The following is a 17273-nucleotide window of genomic DNA, read 5'->3' on the forward strand; positions in this document are numbered from 1 at the left end:
TAATCTTCATGGGCGGCATCAGTATTTGGCAGCTTCTAATCGTAGCGTTAATTGTCATTCTATTATTTGGGACAAAAAAATTGCGTTCTTTGGGCGGTGATTTAGGTGGAGCAGTAAAAGGCTTTAAAAATGCCATGACTCCAGAAGATGAAACCAAACCTGTAGAAGAAAGCAAGTCTATAGAAGACCAAGAAAAAACAGCTGCGACTTCGCAACAGGCTGCAGAAAAGCAACCTGAATCTAAAGATAAACAGGCGTAATTTATTATGTTTGACGGTATCGGCTTTATGGAGCTGTTGCTGATCGGTATTTTGGGGCTAGTGGTACTTGGCCCTGAAAGACTTCCGGTTGCAGTACGTTCAATTACAGGTTGGATCCGCGCGCTCAAGCGCATGGCAAACTCTGTCAAAGATGAACTTGAACAAGAGCTTAAAATTGATCAGCTACATGCCGATTTAAAGAAAGCAGAAAGTAAAGGTTTAGCTAATTTGTCACCAGAGCTACAAGAGTCAATTGATCAGTTGAAGCAAGCTGCTGCGTCAGTGAATCGACCTTATAAGGTTGAAGACACGCCACCAGTTACGCCAACAAAGTCACCTGACACCTCGGCCCCTGTCGCTGAAGTTAAGTCACCTGAAGTGGCCAGCGAAAGCAGCTCAACCCCTAAATCTAACGGATAATTCATGTCGCAACAGCTACCGCTTATTAGCCATTTGCTTGAATTACGTAATAAATTGCTTAAAGCCATTGGCAGTGTATTACTGGTATTCATTGCTATTGTGTATTGGGCTAATGATATTTATCATTACATAGCCTTGCCTTTAATGCGTTCGCTTCCAGAAACTGGCAGCATGATTGCAACCGACGTTGCGGCGCCCTTTTTTGCACCATTCAAATTAACACTGGTGTTAGCATTCTTTATTGCCATCCCCTATGTTCTTTATCAGGTTTGGTCTTTTGTTGCGCCAGGTTTATACAAGCATGAAAAGCGCTTAGTCGTTCCCCTATTAACCAGCAGTACCCTGCTATTTTATCTGGGAATAGCTTTTGCTTACTATATTGTTTTTCCCGTTGTATTTGGTTTTTTTACCAGCGTAGTCCCAGATGGTGTTCAAGTTGCGACCGATATCAGCAGTTATTTGAGTTTTATTCTTAAACTGTTTTTTGCCTTTGGTTTAGCCTTTGAAATTCCTGTGGCCGTGGTTTTACTGTGTTGGGCGGGTGTCACTACACCTGATGAATTACGCAAAAAACGTCCTTATATTGTGGTAGGTGCATTTGTTATCGGTATGTTTTTAACTCCTCCAGATATTATTTCTCAGACTATGCTAGCGGTTCCAATGCTGTTATTGTTTGAGGGTGGTCTAATCGCCGCACGCTTTTACAGTAAAAAAGACGATGAATCAGAGAGCGAGCCAGAGAGCGAGCACGCTGATAACTAAACTTCAATGGTCTTACTCGGACCATTTAGTTTAGCCAGACAATATAATAAGGAAGAATCAATGCGTTTAAGTTTAATTGCAGCCGGCATCATATTGATGTCGACTAATGTCTATGCCAATTCGAATCTTGGTCAGCAGTTGTCTATATGTGCAGCCAAAACTGATAAGCTCGAGCGTTTAATCTGTTATGACGAATTAGCCGCTAACGCTAAACCTAGCGCACATATAATGGCTCCAGCATCACCTAAAGTTGTTATAGCTAAGCCATCAGTAGTAGCCCCTGTTGTTCGAACTCCTGTAGAGAGTGTAGATACTTTTGGCTTAACAAAGAAAATTGAACAGAAAATCAATAAAATTTATGCCGAAATTGCCTCAATTAAAGAAGCACCTCATGGTGAATTTATTGTTACGCTAACAAATGGTCAAGTTTGGAAGCAAAGCAGTCCAGAACGGTATAAAATCAAAAAAGGCCAACGTGTCTTTATTCAAGCCGGCGCACTCAGTTCATTTTTACTTGGTAGTGACGATCGCAACGCGACGACTCGAGTTAGACGATTAAAGTAACATTAGTTACTATTATTACATGACTCAATACATCGACATTGCCGTCAATTTGCTTAGCGACAGGCTCAAGCACGATATTGACAATATAATCAATGATGCGGCGACACAATATGTTTCGCCGTTAATTGTTATTGGCAGCGATCTAGATGAAAGTGTTAAAGCAATAACCCTCTGCCAACAATACCCATATAAACTCTACTGCACGACAGGTGTTCATCCACATAATGCCTCTTCTTGGGACCAACACAGCAAAATACGTTTAGCACTACTTGCTCAGCAACAAACTGTCGTTGCTATTGGTGAATGTGGGCTTGATTACAATCGTGATTTTTCACCACGCTCAGCACAACGAAAAGCATTTGCTGCACAATTAGAGTTGGCTTGTGAACTCAACATGCCGGTATTAATGCATTGTCGTGAAGCACATAATGATTTTATCGCCATTGTAAATGAGTATCGGGCAAATCTCCCTAATGCGTTACTACACTGTTTTACAGGCAGTAAAAATGAGCTAATAGAATGCTTAGCAGCAGATTTATATATTGGTATCACTGGTTGGATTTGCGATGAACGCCGAGGGCAAGAGCTCGCTCAATTAGTGCCGTTAATTCCTGATAACCGCATTATGGCAGAAACTGATAGTCCTTACTTATTACCACGCAATATGCGACCGAAACCTAAGTCGAGCAAAAACTTACCTCAGTATTTACCTTATATCGTTGAACAGATGGCAAATCTCCGTCAACAATTACCACAAACATTAGCACAGGCATGCTACAAAAATAGTTGTGATTTTTTCCAATTACCTGCATCTGAAAACATAAGTTGTCATTCATGAAAAATAATGCAACTTATCGTTTATCCTGCTGTTATCTTTATCATGCAAGCGTGATAATTGGGTTATGTTTGCTGTTCATTGGTCAACACAGTTGGGCGAGTACCTTCTCCCCTATGCCACTTAGACTGACATCAGATTCCATCACCAAAATTGAATTACAAGAATGGGTATATGCCAACCAGAGCAATGATATTGGAACTTTAACCCAACTATTACAACAGCCAGAAAATACTTGGAAAAAAGTCAATGCCACTCAACCATATCAAATAGGCATTAAAAACTATTGGGTAAGTTTTAGTATATTTACCCCCAACGACAACTTGTCACGCATCATTGCGTTAGATAATCCATTGCTAGATAGCGTTAAAATATATCACCTAATTAATGGTAGGCTAATTGGAACTGAAGTCATGGGTGATAGCCTGCCATTTAAACAACGTCCATTACAAAGTAATATATTTTTATACCCTGTCAACTTCGAGCCTGGTGACACCCATACTTTTTATTTTAAAATAGACACTAAAGGCAGTGTTAGCCTGCCATTGGTATTATGGTCTTCAAACGATCTCACCCAACTCACTGAAACTAAAAATTTATTTAATGGTATGCAAATTGGTTTATTGCTTGCCATTTGTTTATTCAGTTTATTCATCGCGCTCGCTTCTGGATCATTTAGCTACAGTTATTACAGTGGTTATGTATTAGGGCTAACATTATTGACCGCTACGATATATGGCGTCTCATTTCGTTATTTATGGCCTCAATGGCCAATTATTCAACAATATATTTTCCTCATTCTTATCCCATTGACATTAGCATTCTCATTATTGTTTACTGAAAAAGTATTACAGCTCAAATATCATAATTTAAAAATGTTACGAATTTGCAGAGTAATGGCAGGACTGTGTTTTGGTTTGACCATTATTATGCCGTTTATTAACTACAGTACGGCGCTTTATACCCTAGTGTTTGTAGTATTGACCATCAGTATAATATTAATGGCTTTCTCGTTGATCCAAGCCTTTGGTGGTCAACGCAATGCACCTTTATATGCCATCGGTCGATTTGGATTTATGCTTGGTTGTATCGTTACGGGGTTAATTTATATTGGTATAATTAGCCCCGGTTTTTCTCCACTAATACCCGTTATGATAGGGCTCACTTTTGAAGTGATTACCATGGCTGCGGTACTGGCATTACGCTACAACGACGAACGAAAAGCAAAGTTAAAGATCCAACAACAAGCATTAGAACAAGCCCAGCGGTTACGCGAAACTCGTGAAGAAGCGCTGCGCAATGAAGCAGAAAATAGCGAAAAGCTTGAGACAATGGTGCAAGAACGCACTTTAGAGTTAGAAGTTACTTTGCGTGAGCTTAATGATGTTAACCAAAAACTGACAGAACAAAATACCATTGATAGTCTTACTGGGGTTAAAAACCGCAGCGCATTCGATCGCCGCTTAATTGCTGAAGGGCGGATCAGCCGTCGCCAACAAACGCCTATCTCATTATTAATGATTGATATTGATAAATTTAAAAGTATCAATGACCAATTTGGCCACCTCAGCGGTGACTACACCATACAAACGATTGCCAAAACATTAAGCGAATATTTAAAGCGCCCAACAGATCTCGTATCACGTTTTGGTGGCGAAGAGTTTGCTATTATTTTGCCTTGCACTGATAAAGACGGTGCTTTACTCGTTGCTGAACAAATTCGTCAGGCAATCAGCGAACTCAACATTGTCCATAATAACCACTCGATGCCTATAACAATCAGTATCGGTGTAAGCACAGCGATTATCGACAGTGATGAGCATCCAATATTATTACTTGAACAAGCAGATAAATCCCTGTATCAAGCTAAACGCAGCGGCCGAAACAAAGTTTGCTACTACCAGCTAGAAACAGACCAGACCTAAACCAGGAGTCGAAATTGAATATTATTACTAGTGCTTTCCCACAGCGCAGAATGCGCCGCATGCGTAAACATGAATTTAGCCGTCGATTGATGTCTGAAAATACGTTAACGGTTAATGATCTCATTTATCCTATGTTTGTATTAGAAGGTTTTCAACGCTCTGAAAAAATTGCCTCAATGCCTGGAATTGAGCGCTTTTCAATTGATCTATTATTAAAAGAAGCCGCTGAACTTGTTGAACTTGGCATTCCGCTTATCGCGTTATTCCCCGTCACACCAGCAGATAAAAAGAGCTTACTTGCCGAAGAGTCTTACAATCCAGATGGGTTAGTACAGCGTGCAGTACGTGAGTTAAAGCAAGCTTTCCCACAGCTCGGTATTATGACTGATGTAGCTTTAGATCCGTACACGACTCACGGCCAAGATGGCATCATCGATGACACGGGCTATATTATCAATGACATCACTTCAGAGATATTAGTCAAACAAGCTCTATCACATGCTGAAGCGGGTGCGGATATTGTTGCACCATCTGATATGATGGACGGTCGCATTGGCGCTATTCGTCAAACCCTTGAAAGTAAGGGCTTTGTTAATACCCAAATAATGGCTTATTCAGCGAAATATTCATCAAGCTATTATGGGCCGTTTCGTGATGCAGTCGGATCAGCAAGTAATTTAAAAGGTGGCAATAAGCACAGCTACCAGATGGATCCAGCCAATAGCGATGAAGCTTTACATGAAGTGGCATTAGACATTCAAGAAGGTGCAGACATGGTAATGGTTAAGCCTGGCATGCCTTATTTAGACATAGTTTATCGTGTTAAAACAGAATTAGCCGTACCGACTTTTGCTTATCAGGTAAGTGGAGAATACGCCATGCACATGGCTGCAATTCAAAACGGTTGGTTAGCAGAAAAAGCCATTGTAATGGAGTCATTACTTTGCTTTAAGCGCGCTGGGGCTGATGGTATTTTAACTTATTTTGCTAAACGTGCTGCTCAATGGTTAAAAGAGCAAAATTAATAAGCATCACTCATTAAGTCATTATTAAGCCAATCAATTTCTGATTGGCTTTTTATTTTATAATGTAATATCACTTCCATTAATTATATAAGTAACCTGAGTGGCCCCAAGGGCGGATTTCTGTTCCTTTATGCTGCTTAATATGATTTTGACATACAACTGCATGGTCTATTTTATTCCATAAAAAATAAGAAGTTTATGCCATCCATGACGATCAGTTGCAAAAATAGAGCATCGCAGGAGCTGTTACCGAGAACGACTAAACCTACATTACTTACCTAGATGGCAAAGAACTCCCGTTGAATGACAAAATAATTATTGAATTGTTATAACTTAGTTGAATTATACCTAACTAAAATAGTGATCAATCCAACATAGTAGACTTTCACCACTTAACAGTATTGATTAAGCGTGTTTGAATGTTTTATTGCAGTATTCACTACTTAAGCGAGACATAATAATGCACAATAACGTTAGAATTTTATTAGCCACTACCGCACTCTTTTTTACGGCTCAAATGTTACCCATGACGGTATCGGCAAACTCAGGTTGCGCCTTTGAAAAAGATCAAGAAGGCTTTATTGCAACATGTGGCAAAGAGGAACAAGAAGTGATTTTAACCGGCGTAATCCAACCGCAAACTCTGACTACCGAATTACCTGGCTATGCCGAAGGCTTTGCTGATTATAAAGTAGATACAAAAGCAATAGATGCACTAAAAGCCATTACCGTACCAACAAATATTGTTGTTATTATTGGTACTTGGTGCCCAGATTGCCATCGTGAAACGCCACGTTTTATGCGCATTATCGAAGCCGCAGCTAACCCAAATATTCAAATTGAGTATATTGGTGTAGATCGTAACAAACAAGATCCTGATGGACTTGCTGCAAAATATGCATTTAATCGAATTCCGACCTTTATTGTTAAACAACAAGGTAATGAACTTGGTCGTATAGTTGAGCGCCCTACAACAACATTAGAAAATGATTTAGTTGAAATCTTAAAATAATGATTATCTAAATTTAGTTTAATGCTATTAATACGAACATAAAAAATAGGTCGCCAGAGCGACCTATTTTTTATGTTATTTCGGCCACAGCCATTATATTGATATTTTTCCTGCAGCAACACGGTCAGCTAATAGTTGTAATACACCTTCACGAAGTGCGCCACCAGCAAGATGTAAATGACTAATGGACAAGCTTTCAAACAATGCCATTAATATCACTACGCCGGCAGCAAAAGTCGGTGCTTGTTCTGCATTTAGACCTTTAATACTCGTAAGTTGACCATCCACTTGCGATAAAATCTCATTGCGAAATGCATACAAAATCTCTAGAGTAATAACTTCCGGACAATGTCTATGCTGTAATACTGAGACTACTGATTGAACCGCACCAGAAGCCCCAACAACACTTTGCCAACCTAAATCCAATAATTGGGTACGATGTTCGGCTAAAACAGTATTTACATAACCAACAGCCTGTTCAAAATCGACTAACTGCAGTGGAATTTTATTAAAGAAGCGTTGATTAAACAACACACAGCCCATTGGCAAACTGGCTTTAAACAATACTTGATTACCATCACCAACAATAAACTCGGTACTCGCGCCGCCAATATCAATAACTAAACGGCGTCCCTCACCTTGTGTTGTCGCAACCATACCTTGATAAATAAGTTCAGCTTCACGTAACCCCGAAATGACCTCAATTTGATACCGTAAAATAGGCATCGCACGTTGATGAAATTCATCTGCATTACGAATAAGCCGTAACGTCGCAGTAGCAAATACAGCGACATTATCAGTATCAATATGATGTTGAGTTAGCATGTCAGCAAACATAGCTAAACAGTCTAAACCACGCTGCATGACATGTTCAGACAAGATACCATCGTCGCCTATACCTTCGGCAAGGCGAACTTTACGCTTATATTTAGCGATAACGGTAGGCTTATTGCCTACCGTGTTAGCCACTAACATATTAAAACTGTTAGATCCTAATGTTATCGCCACATAGGGTTGAGATACAGTTAACAATGGCATTGACTATGGTCTACGAGTCCTATGACGTGGAGGGCGTGAATTGCTACCACCACTACGATGCACGCCTTTGCTTCCACCGTCTCGGCTACGAGAAGTTGGAGGCTTACGATGAATACGCACTGGAGGCGGAATATCATCTAAAAGTGCATCACGATCATAATTAGACACTGGAATTGAATGGTTAATATAAGTTTCAATTTCAGGCAAATTCAGTGCGTATTCTTCACAAGCAAAACTCACTGAAACGCCTTTCTGTCCCACACGACCTGTTCGGCCAATACGGTGGACATAATCTTCACAATCATCTGGTAAATCATAGTTATATACGTGTGACACATCAGAAATATGTAATCCACGAGCAGCGACATCTGTTGCCACTAAAATATCTATTTCACCTGATGTAAATTGCTCAAGAATGCGAATACGTTTCTTCTGAGGTACATCACCAGTTAATAAACCGACTCGATGACCGTCACCTTCCAAATAAGACCACAGTTTTTCGCAGCTGTGTTTTGTGTTCGAAAACACAATCGCTTTTTCTGGCCAATCTTCTTCAATTAGGCTCAGCAATAAACGCATCTTGTCTTCCATCGATGGATAAAAAATCTCTTCTTTAATATTTTTAGAGGTTTTTTCCAATGGTTCGATTTCAACTTTTTCAGGGTCGTTCATATGGTCATAAGCTAATTCCTGCACTTTCATTGAAAGCGTGGCAGAAAAAAGCATATTTAATCGAGACTTAGCATCAGGCATTCTGCGGAATAAAAAGCGAATGTCTTTAATAAATCCGAGGTCGAACATACGGTCTGCTTCATCAAGCACGACGGCTTGAATGTGGCTTAAACTGATCACACCCTGACGTACGTAATCGATAATACGTCCGGTAGTACCAATCAGAATATCAACACCTTTATCTAAAACAGCACGTTGAGTTTCATAGCTTTCGCCGCCGTAAACAATACCGACTTTTAATCCAGTGTGTGCTGCTAATAGTTTGGCATCTTTAGCAATTTGTATTGCTAACTCGCGTGTTGGCGCCATAATAATAGCGCGAGGTTCAGTTGCTTTACGCCCCTCAGGTGCAGCAACATTAAGTAAGTGGTTAAACGTGGCCACTAAAAAGGCCATGGTTTTACCTGTACCGGTTTGGGCTTGTCCGGCAATATCTTTTGCATTAAGTAAAATGGGTAACGATAACGCCTGAATTGGCGTGCAAAACTCAAACCCATTTTCGTTTAATGCCGCGAGTATTTCGGGCTTTAAAGGAAAATCGGCGAATTTCTGGGTCGACAAATGTGTTTGGCTCATAGCAAAAGCATACCTATAAGGGTTGCAAAAAAAGATTCGATCGTTTGAAATAGCTACATTACTAAAACGGTCTCTTGAAAAGCTATTTAACTGACCCAATATACATGGTAAGCCATTAATAAACTAGCAATGGAACCAAATCTGGAGAACAACATGAGCGATAAAATTGTATACCTAAGCGATGACAGCTTTGAAAACGACGTATTAAAGTCTGAAACACCAGTATTAGTCGACTTTTGGGCTGAATGGTGTGGTCCTTGTAAAATGATTGCCCCAATCTTAAACGACGTTGCTGACGAGTATGCAGATAAATTAATCGTTGCAAAACTCAACGTTGACCAAAATAATGTTTCACCAGCAAAATATGGCGTACGTGGTATTCCAACATTGCTAATGTTCAAAGGTGGCGAGCTAGTGGCAACTAAAGTGGGTGCACTATCTAAAACCCAACTTAAAGAATTCATTGACGCTCAAATCTAAATACACACTTAAATCTAGACATAAATTGTCTAGAAATGTTAAATGGCACAAGTTTTAAACAATTTGTGCCATTTTTAAATTTTATTTCACCTAAATTTCTGGACGCCTCCGCCATAAAGTGCTAATTTATTCATCAGATTTTTTCATTTAACTCCTTCTCGCTTATCAATCATAAAATTTCTTTCTACCTCGCTGATTGATTGCGGTAAGCTTCGTCGCGCAATACAAGACTCCCATACACATGAATTTAACAGAATTAAAAGACACGCCAATTTCGGATCTAGTTTCGCTTGCTGAAAGTATGAACCTGGAAAATATGGCTCGTGCCCGTAAACAAGATATCATCTTCTCTATTTTGAAAGCTCACGCTAAAAGCGGAGAAGACATCTTCGGTGGCGGTGTATTAGAAATCCTCCAAGACGGTTTTGGATTTTTAAGAAGTTCAGATGGCTCATATCTTGCGGGTCCTGACGATATATATGTTTCACCAAGTCAAATCCGCCGCTTTAATATGCGAACGGGTGACAGCATTTTTGGTAAAATCAGGCCGCCAAAAGAAGGTGAAAGATACTTTGCACTACTGAAAGTCAGTGAAGTTAACTTTGATAAACCAGAAAGCTCTCGCAACAAAATCCTGTTTGAAAACTTAACTCCACTACACGCTGAAGAACGTCTTCGTATGGAACGTGGTAACGGTTCAACAGAAGACATTACCGCTCGTATTCTTGATTTATGCTCACCTATCGGTAAAGGTCAGCGTGGTTTGATTGTAGCGCCGCCAAAAGCGGGTAAAACACTATTACTGCAAAACATTGCTCAAAGTATTTCCCATAACAACCCAGATGTGGTGTTAATGGTATTGCTTATCGATGAACGTCCTGAAGAAGTAACTGAAATGCAACGCCTTGTAAAAGGTGAAGTGATTGCGTCTACATTCGATGAACCAGCCAGCCGTCATGTTCAAGTGGCCGAAATGGTTATCGAAAAAGCAAAACGTTTAGTTGAGCACAAAAAAGATGTTGTCATTTTACTCGATTCAATTACTCGTTTAGCCCGTGCCTACAACACCGTAATCCCTTCATCGGGTAAAGTGTTAACCGGTGGTGTTGATGCGAACGCATTACATCGTCCTAAGCGTTTCTTTGGTGCTGCACGTAATATTGAACATGGTGGTAGCTTAACTATTATTGCTACAGCCTTGGTAGATACCGGCTCAAAAATGGACGAAGTTATTTACGAAGAATTTAAAGGTACTGGTAACCAAGAGTTACACCTTTCTCGTAAAGCGGCAGAAAAACGTGTATTCCCTGCGATTGATTTCAACCGCTCTGGTACTCGTCGTGAAGAAAAACTAACGACAACAGATGAGCTTCAGAAAATGTGGATTTTACGCAAAATCCTACATCCAATGGATGAGGTTTCTGCAATGGAATTCTTAATCGATAAATTGGCAATGACCAAAACTAACGAAGAATTCTTCACGGCTATGAAACGCGCTAAGTAATTTTTAACTTAACCGCAAAAACATTACAAAAATGCCGCTAATTTAGCGGCGTTTTTATATGTATATCACGGTTACTAACCAAAGCCATGCCTAGAATCTAAAGCGGACTTCGTCCTGATAGTACGCTTCGCTGCTATAAAAGCTTTAGCTTGTATGGCATCTAGCAGCGAAGCGCTCTAGCATCTCGTAGTCTCGAGCTTTTCCGCTATACTGCAGCCATTTTCCGGCGTAGATACGCTATCTGTTTCATATGCGGTAAATCTTTCGGACAAGTATCTTGGCAACCAAGTAACGTCATACAACCAAACACACCATCTTGATTACCTATCACATGGTAAAAATCATCAGCGGTGCGAGTATCACGACTGTCTAGTTCAAAGCGGGCAATTTTCATCAAGCCAACTGCACCGACAAACGTGTCACGCATTTGCTTAGTTGCACAAGCAGAAACACATACACCACACTCTACGCATCGTTCTAACTCATAAAGCTTGGTTGCTTCTTCTGGTGACATAGGTGTTTCAATGCTATGAATGTCATTGTCGGCACTATTAGGATGTAACCACAGCGCTAAACGCTCAGATAATTCCCGCATAAATTTACCGGTATTCACTGAAAGATCGCCAATTAACTCAAAGCCAGGTAATGGCATCAATTTAATGTGTCCATCTGGATAATTAGCGGTTAAGGTTCGACAAGCTAACGTAGGAAAACCATTGATCACCATCGCACAACTGCCGCAAATACCCGCACGACAAACAAAATCAAATTGTAGCGATGGGTCTTGTGTTTCACGTAGTTGATTCAACGCGATAAACACCGTCATACCGGGTGCTTCTGTTAAGCTGTAACTCACCATTTTAGGTTTGTCGCCAGGCTCTTGCGGATCATAACGAAAAATTGAAAAAGTTAACGTGCGTGCTTGGCTCATATTACTTTTCTCCAGACTCAGCGTCGGTTTTAGCTAAAGTATCAGTGAATCGTTGATTACGTGGTTGATATTCTTCAGGTAGCTCAAAAGGCATTAATGCTGCTTGCTTGGCATACCTATCAGCATCGTCACCTAATTCAGCTAAAATAGCTTCAACCTGTTGCTGACGTTTTTGGGTATCAGGATGAGCAATCGCATTATCAACACCATAGCCTCTATAACCAGGCGGCAATTCCATTCGCATCACATCAAGGGCTTCATAGCTCATTTCAGGTCGTAAACTATTAGCATCTGGCCAACTGGTTAATGTACGGTTCAACCAGTCTTGGTCATTACGCTGTGGAAAATCTTCACGAGAATGCGCGCCCCTACTTTCGGTACGAGCAAGCGCCCCGCATGCAACGGTCACAGCTACTTTCAACATCCGTTTGACGCGTAACGCTTCAACTAATTCAGGATTTGCATGGCGTTTTTTACACTTTAATCCGAGGTTTTTCGAACGTTCAAGCAGTTCAGTTAATTGGTTAACAGCCAGTTCAAGTTCAGGACCATTACGGAAAATTCCAACGTAATCCATCATAATTTTTTGCATTGCAGCTTTAAGTTTAAATGGATCTTCTGTTCCTTCACCCTCAATAAGCTGATCAACTTCTGTTTGTAACTGCTTACCAAACTGGGCGATTAAATCGGTATCAACGACCAAATTATTTTGCTCACCAAAGTCAGCAACATACTTACCGATAATCATTCCGCCAACAACCGTCTCTGCTAGGGAGTTGCCACCGAGTCGATTAAAGCCGTGCATATCCCAACAAGCAGCCTCTCCAACACTAAACAGCCCTGATAATTGCGGGCTTTCGCCATTGGCTTTAGTACGAATACCGCCCATAGAATAATGTTGTGTAGGTCGAACAGGAATCCAATTTTTAACCGGATCAATACCAAGAAAGTTCTCACAAATCTCTTTAACTTCACGCAAATTGGTATCAATATGCTTTTGACCTAATAAGGTAATATCCAGCCATAAATGTGGCCCATAAGGGCTATTTACGCCTTTTCCTTTACGCATATGTTCGGTCATTCTACGTGATACAACATCTCGCGAAGCCAGTTCTTTTTTCTCTGGTTCATAGTCGGGCATAAAGCGGTAACCGTCTTTATCACGCAGCACACCCCCATCACCACGGCAACCTTCGGTCGTTAAAATACCAACCGGAACAATAGCCGTAGGGTGAAACTGTACCGCTTCCATATTACCCAGTGTCGCGACGCCGGTATCTAATGCCAACGCTTGACCAATACCCTCACAAATAACGGCATTGGTTGAAACAGAATAGATACGTCCGTATCCGCCTGTTGCAATAGTGGTAGATTTGGCGATGTAAGCGCGCAATTCACCCGTGATTAGGCAGCGAGCTATGACACCATGGCAACGCTCACCATCATGAATAAGTGATAATGCTTCCATACGTTCATGTACCGGAATACCTAACGAAATAGCTTTATTATCGACTGCATACAATAATGAATGACCGGCACCGTCTGCTGTATAGCAAGTACGCCACTTTTTGGTACCACCAAAATCACGCGCATTGATGAGTCCATGAGCAGCTTCAGCTTCAGTGATAGTTACTTTTTCTGCATTAACAATAACTTGTCGATCGCCTTTGGTTACTCTTGTCCAAGGAACGCCCCATTGAGCTAACTCTCTTACCGCTTTGGGTGCACAGTGAGCAAACATTCGAGCAACATCTTGATCGCAGCCCCAATCGGAACCTTTTACCGTATCTTGAAAATGGATATCTTCATCATCACCAGCACCTTTTATGGTATTGGCTAAACTGGCTTGCATTCCGCCTTGGGCTGCTACTGAATGAGATCGTTTCGCAGGGATAAGCGATAATACCAAGGTATCAAGGCCACGCTCTTTTGACGCTATCGCGACACGTAATCCTGCTAATCCAGCGCCGACAACCAAGGTATCTGTATAAATAATTTTCATTTCAATTCCTTATAACGTCGACACGTATGGCACTACAGGTAATGATAAAGAATGGCCAATAGCAATATAAGTCAGTAAGCTCCCCACCCCCAATACCATTAAATATGCCAACAACACTTTAGCAAATTTGAGTAAGGCAAAACGTTGTTCCACTAAGCCCCATTTCACCACGACCCGATATAAACCAAATACGGCATGTAACGCAACTACAGGTAATAGCAACACATATAAAATCCATGCATTAAAGTGATATACCCGCTCAGCGGAAAGATGTGGACCAATTTCAGGATTAGTTATCATGGTGAATAAATGCGGTGGCACCAAAAAGAACAACAAAAAACCAGTGATCATTTGCCAAAACCAAATTTTGGTGTCTTCATGAGGTAAAAAACGCATTTGCTTGCGTAATGCGCGCCATTGGCCTATTTGAGTAGGGAAACGACGTAATGCAAATACCGCGTGAATAATCACGACTAATAATATTATGCTGGAAAAAATTTGTGTTATTAGCGGATAACCATGTCCCGTCTCACTAAATATTCCACCTTCAAGAATCTGACCCACCTGATAAAAGGCCTCTTTACCAATTAAAATACTCGACTCAAAATGCAAATGCATCAGCAAAAAGAGACCCAGTATTACACCCGACAGACTTTGTAACTTATCCGCTCGAGAAGCCCAAATAGGATTAGAAAACCCTTTATCTGTATTGACAATGCTGTCGGCTTTTTCTTGCATTGAATTCGTAGCCATAAATAATCATATCCTGTAGGCACAATAGTAAGGTGTAACCATAACAAGAGTTTTTAAACAGCGGCATTGAACAATAATCAAACCGTGATAGTCCTCACCCACTATTAAGCTGTTGTTAGAAGCTGATCACACAAAGAACAACATAAAAATTCAAACAAGATTAGTACTTAAGGAAATACAACGATGGCAAATCGGTAGATAATTCAATTTGAGGATAAAGACCATATTAAAACCAATAAACACTCACCGAGACGAGCATCTTAAAATAACTTGGGTATAATAAGCGTCAATTTGATATTACTTTTACCACAGTTAGGAAAATTCCATGGCTTGGATCCAATTACGAATTCACACTCATCGCGATAATGCAGATATGCTTGGCGACTTATTAATGGATCAAGGTTCTCTTTCCATCACTTACGAAGATGGCCAAGATGAACCGATTTTCGAACCAAAGCTAGGTGAAACCCCTCTGTGGCAAGACACCGTAATGATCGCATTATTCGATGCTGGTACAGACTTAGCACCAACAATCGAATTTTTAGAATCTATGCCATTCTTAGGTAAAGATTTTAGCCATAAAATCGAGCAAGTCGAAGATAAAGACTGGATACGCGAATGGATGGACAGCTTCCATCCAATCAAGTTTGGGCAACGTTTATGGATATGCCCTAGCTGGCGCGAGATTCCAGATCCGACCGCAGTTAACGTTATCCTCGATCCAGGATTAGCGTTTGGTACTGGCACCCATCCTACCACTGCCTTATGTTTAGAATGGTTAGACAGCCTTGAACTATCAAACCAAGAAGTTATCGATTTTGGTTGTGGTTCAGGCATCTTGGCCGTCGCAGCTATCAAGCTAGGTGCTAAGAAAGTCACTGGTGTTGATATTGACTATCAAGCCATTGATGCTTCAAAAGCCAATGCAGAACGTAATGATGTGGTCGATAAACTGTCATTGTATTTACCAGAAGATCAACCCGCTAATCTACAAGCAGATGTCTTAGTCGCCAATATTCTTGCCGGTCCATTAAAAGAGTTGGCACCATTGATTGCAGAAAAAGTGAAAATAGGCGGCAAACTAGCACTATCGGGTTTATTACGTGAACAAGCTCAAGAAGTATCCGATTTTTACAGCCAGTGGTTCATTATGGATCCCGTATGTAACAAAGAAGATTGGAGTCGCTTAACAGGAATACGTAAATAGCCTGCTCGCCCTCAAACGCACTCAATTCAACCTCCAATTGAGTGCGTAATTTCGCATTTACAAGCCATTAACATAGGGTGTTAGAACAGGTATATATAAAAAAGCCTCCCTACAACTCGCACCAGTACTCAAAAATAGTCAAAAAAATGTTATTTATTAGTCAAAGATGTGACGGCTAATAAAAGTCAAGCAAAAAAGTTGCATTTAGGTCATTTATTGACCTTTTCACAGCGGCAAAAAAGGGCTACTATAGCGCCCCTTTGAAGAGCAAGGTGAAGTTCGCAATGCAAATTGGCCCGTATCAACTGTCTAATCAGCTGATTGTCGCACCAATGGCAGGTGTCACCGATCAGGCCTTCCGGAATCTCTGTTTACGCTATGGCGCAGCTTTAGCCGTATCAGAAATGCTTTCATCGAATCCCGATGTTTGGGATAGCGACAAAAGCCGCCAGCGCATGACGCATTCTGGTGAGGAAGGTATACGCTCTGTACAAATAGCAGGTGCTGATCCTGATTTAATGGCTAACGCTGCCAAGTTCAACGTTGAACAAGGCGCACACATCATTGATATCAATATGGGTTGCCCAGCAAAGAAAGTGAACAAAAAGTTTGCTGGTTCAGCGTTAATGCAAAGCCCCGACTTAGTAAAAGAGATTTTACAAGCAGTGGTAACCGCAGTCGATGTGCCAGTAACGTTAAAGATCCGTACAGGTTGGGAGCCTGAACATCGTAATGGTGTTGAAATAGCCCAAATTGCTGAAGATTGTGGCATTGCCTCACTCGCCGTTCATGGCCGAACCAGACAATGCATGTACAAAGGCTTTGCCGAGTACGACACCATTAAAGCGATTAAACAGACTGTCTCAATTCCTGTTGTCGCCAACGGGGACATCGACACACCGGAGAAGGCCAAGTTTGTACTTGACTACACCGGCGCAGATGCCCTGATGATAGGAAGAGGTGCACAAGGAAGGCCATGGATTTTTAAAGAAATCCTACATTATCTGGAAACAGGTAAAAAGTTAGCGCCAATTAAGGCAGAAGAGCAATGCACAGTGATGCTTGAACACCTTAAGAAACTTTACAACTTATATGGCGAGTACAAAGGTGTCCGATTTGCTAGAAAGCATGTCGGGTGGTACCTAAACCTTGAGGAACAGCGCCAATTTCGTGCTGACTTCAATCGGCTTGAAACCGCTGCCCAGCAACATTCCCTCGTAGAATGTTATTTTGATGAATTAGTTTAG

The 17273-nt window shown here is 40.9% G+C and carries 17 protein-coding genes; 12 read left to right on the top strand and 5 right to left on the bottom strand.

Annotated features, from left to right (window positions below):
• Window positions 1–8: 8 nt before the first annotated feature.
• The 8 genes from tatA to FCN25_RS07255 all read left to right on the top strand — a co-directional run bounded on the left by tatA (window position 9) and on the right by FCN25_RS07255 (window position 6803).
• Complete coding sequence (tatA, locus tag FCN25_RS07220) at window positions 9–260, top strand: Sec-independent protein translocase subunit TatA (protein ID WP_137223335.1); 252 nt, start codon at window positions 9–11, stop codon at window positions 258–260.
• Between the two features lie 6 nt (window positions 261–266).
• Entirely contained in the window at window positions 267–680 is a 414-nt protein-coding gene (tatB, locus tag FCN25_RS07225; protein ID WP_137223337.1) for a Sec-independent protein translocase protein TatB, read from the top strand.
• A 3-nt stretch (window positions 681–683) separates the two neighbouring features.
• Window positions 684–1442 (top strand): twin-arginine translocase subunit TatC, encoded by a 759-nt coding sequence (gene tatC / locus FCN25_RS07230; RefSeq protein ID WP_137223339.1) that lies wholly within the window; start codon window positions 684–686, stop codon window positions 1440–1442.
• 60 nt (window positions 1443–1502) lie between these two features.
• A complete protein-coding gene (locus tag FCN25_RS07235) occupies window positions 1503–2006 on the top strand; it encodes a hypothetical protein (RefSeq protein ID WP_137223341.1) in 504 nt (167 codons plus the stop codon).
• A 19-nt stretch (window positions 2007–2025) separates the two neighbouring features.
• Window positions 2026–2844: a TatD family hydrolase gene (locus tag FCN25_RS07240; protein ID WP_137223343.1), complete on the top strand. Its 819-nt coding sequence runs from the start codon at window positions 2026–2028 to the stop codon at window positions 2842–2844.
• Window positions 2841–4766: a diguanylate cyclase gene (locus tag FCN25_RS07245; RefSeq protein WP_137223345.1), complete on the top strand. Its 1926-nt coding sequence runs from the start codon at window positions 2841–2843 to the stop codon at window positions 4764–4766. Before FCN25_RS07240 ends, FCN25_RS07245 begins: the two co-directional genes overlap by 4 nt.
• Before the next feature lie 14 nt (window positions 4767–4780).
• Window positions 4781–5791 (top strand): porphobilinogen synthase, encoded by a 1011-nt coding sequence (gene hemB, locus FCN25_RS07250; protein WP_137223347.1) that lies wholly within the window; start codon window positions 4781–4783, stop codon window positions 5789–5791.
• A 460-nt stretch (window positions 5792–6251) separates the two neighbouring features.
• Window positions 6252–6803 (top strand): thioredoxin family protein, encoded by a 552-nt coding sequence (locus tag FCN25_RS07255; protein WP_137223349.1) that lies wholly within the window; start codon window positions 6252–6254, stop codon window positions 6801–6803.
• Window positions 6804–6896: 93 nt separating this feature from the next.
• On the opposite strand, the gene FCN25_RS07260 is transcribed toward FCN25_RS07255, so the two are convergent.
• Both FCN25_RS07260 and rhlB read right to left on the bottom strand, forming a co-directional pair.
• Window positions 6897–7841 (bottom strand): exopolyphosphatase, encoded by a 945-nt coding sequence (locus tag FCN25_RS07260; protein WP_137223351.1) that lies wholly within the window; start codon window positions 7839–7841, stop codon window positions 6897–6899.
• A gap of 3 nt (window positions 7842–7844) precedes the next feature.
• A complete protein-coding gene (gene rhlB / locus FCN25_RS07265) occupies window positions 7845–9149 on the bottom strand; it encodes an ATP-dependent RNA helicase RhlB (RefSeq protein ID WP_137223353.1) in 1305 nt (434 codons plus the stop codon).
• Window positions 9150–9302: 153 nt separating this feature from the next.
• Here rhlB and trxA point away from each other — a divergent pair, with 153 nt between their 5' ends.
• Both trxA and rho read left to right on the top strand, forming a co-directional pair.
• Window positions 9303–9629, top strand: coding sequence for a thioredoxin TrxA (trxA, locus tag FCN25_RS07270; RefSeq protein WP_137223355.1), 327 nt, complete (start codon window positions 9303–9305; stop codon window positions 9627–9629).
• A 241-nt stretch (window positions 9630–9870) separates the two neighbouring features.
• Window positions 9871–11133 carry a transcription termination factor Rho gene (gene rho, locus FCN25_RS07275; RefSeq protein WP_137223357.1) on the top strand — a complete coding sequence of 421 codons (1263 nt, stop codon included), beginning with the start codon at window positions 9871–9873 and terminating at the stop codon, window positions 11131–11133.
• Between the two features lie 205 nt (window positions 11134–11338).
• On the opposite strand, the gene FCN25_RS07280 is transcribed toward rho, so the two are convergent.
• Genes FCN25_RS07280 through FCN25_RS07290 form a run of 3 tightly spaced genes read right to left on the bottom strand, consistent with a single transcriptional unit; the run spans window position 11339 to window position 14804 of the window.
• Window positions 11339–12064, bottom strand: coding sequence for a fumarate reductase iron-sulfur subunit (locus FCN25_RS07280; RefSeq protein ID WP_137223359.1), 726 nt, complete (start codon window positions 12062–12064; stop codon window positions 11339–11341).
• A 1-nt stretch (window position 12065) separates the two neighbouring features.
• A complete protein-coding gene (locus FCN25_RS07285; RefSeq protein ID WP_137223361.1) occupies window positions 12066–14066 on the bottom strand; it encodes a fumarate reductase flavoprotein subunit in 2001 nt (666 codons plus the stop codon).
• 9 nt (window positions 14067–14075) lie between these two features.
• Window positions 14076–14804, bottom strand: coding sequence for a fumarate reductase cytochrome b subunit (locus FCN25_RS07290; protein WP_167496068.1), 729 nt, complete (start codon window positions 14802–14804; stop codon window positions 14076–14078).
• Between the two features lie 340 nt (window positions 14805–15144).
• Here FCN25_RS07290 and prmA point away from each other — a divergent pair, with 340 nt between their 5' ends.
• Entirely contained in the window at window positions 15145–16026 is an 882-nt protein-coding gene (prmA, locus tag FCN25_RS07295; protein WP_137223365.1) for a 50S ribosomal protein L11 methyltransferase, read from the top strand.
• A gap of 284 nt (window positions 16027–16310) precedes the next feature.
• Entirely contained in the window at window positions 16311–17273 is a 963-nt protein-coding gene (gene dusB / locus FCN25_RS07300; RefSeq protein WP_137223367.1) for a tRNA dihydrouridine synthase DusB, read from the top strand.

This window comes from Shewanella sp. MEBiC00475, assembly GCF_005234075.1.
GTDB lineage: Bacteria > Pseudomonadota > Gammaproteobacteria > Enterobacterales > Shewanellaceae > Shewanella > Shewanella polaris.

What these genes read in the sequence shown, in the direction of transcription:
- FCN25_RS07285 (WP_137223361.1), bottom strand. Translation starts at nt 14,066, where the DNA reads ATGAAAATTATTTATACAGATACCTTGGTTGTCGGCGCTGGATTAGCA.
- trxA (WP_137223355.1), top strand. Translation starts at nt 9,303, where the DNA reads ATGAGCGATAAAATTGTATACCTAAGCGATGACAGCTTTGAAAACGAC.
- FCN25_RS07255 (WP_137223349.1), top strand. Translation starts at nt 6,252, where the DNA reads ATGCACAATAACGTTAGAATTTTATTAGCCACTACCGCACTCTTTTTT.
- FCN25_RS07260 (WP_137223351.1), bottom strand. Translation starts at nt 7,841, where the DNA reads ATGCCATTGTTAACTGTATCTCAACCCTATGTGGCGATAACATTAGGA.
- FCN25_RS07290 (WP_167496068.1), bottom strand. Translation starts at nt 14,804, where the DNA reads ATGCAAGAAAAAGCCGACAGCATTGTCAATACAGATAAAGGGTTTTCT.
- rhlB (WP_137223353.1), bottom strand. Translation starts at nt 9,149, where the DNA reads ATGAGCCAAACACATTTGTCGACCCAGAAATTCGCCGATTTTCCTTTA.
- tatC (WP_137223339.1), top strand. Translation starts at nt 684, where the DNA reads ATGTCGCAACAGCTACCGCTTATTAGCCATTTGCTTGAATTACGTAAT.
- FCN25_RS07245 (WP_137223345.1), top strand. Translation starts at nt 2,841, where the DNA reads ATGAAAAATAATGCAACTTATCGTTTATCCTGCTGTTATCTTTATCAT.
- FCN25_RS07280 (WP_137223359.1), bottom strand. Translation starts at nt 12,064, where the DNA reads ATGAGCCAAGCACGCACGTTAACTTTTTCAATTTTTCGTTATGATCCG.
- prmA (WP_137223365.1), top strand. Translation starts at nt 15,145, where the DNA reads ATGGCTTGGATCCAATTACGAATTCACACTCATCGCGATAATGCAGAT.
- rho (WP_137223357.1), top strand. Translation starts at nt 9,871, where the DNA reads ATGAATTTAACAGAATTAAAAGACACGCCAATTTCGGATCTAGTTTCG.
- tatB (WP_137223337.1), top strand. Translation starts at nt 267, where the DNA reads ATGTTTGACGGTATCGGCTTTATGGAGCTGTTGCTGATCGGTATTTTG.
- FCN25_RS07235 (WP_137223341.1), top strand. Translation starts at nt 1,503, where the DNA reads ATGCGTTTAAGTTTAATTGCAGCCGGCATCATATTGATGTCGACTAAT.
- tatA (WP_137223335.1), top strand. Translation starts at nt 9, where the DNA reads ATGGGCGGCATCAGTATTTGGCAGCTTCTAATCGTAGCGTTAATTGTC.
- FCN25_RS07240 (WP_137223343.1), top strand. Translation starts at nt 2,026, where the DNA reads ATGACTCAATACATCGACATTGCCGTCAATTTGCTTAGCGACAGGCTC.
- dusB (WP_137223367.1), top strand. Translation starts at nt 16,311, where the DNA reads ATGCAAATTGGCCCGTATCAACTGTCTAATCAGCTGATTGTCGCACCA.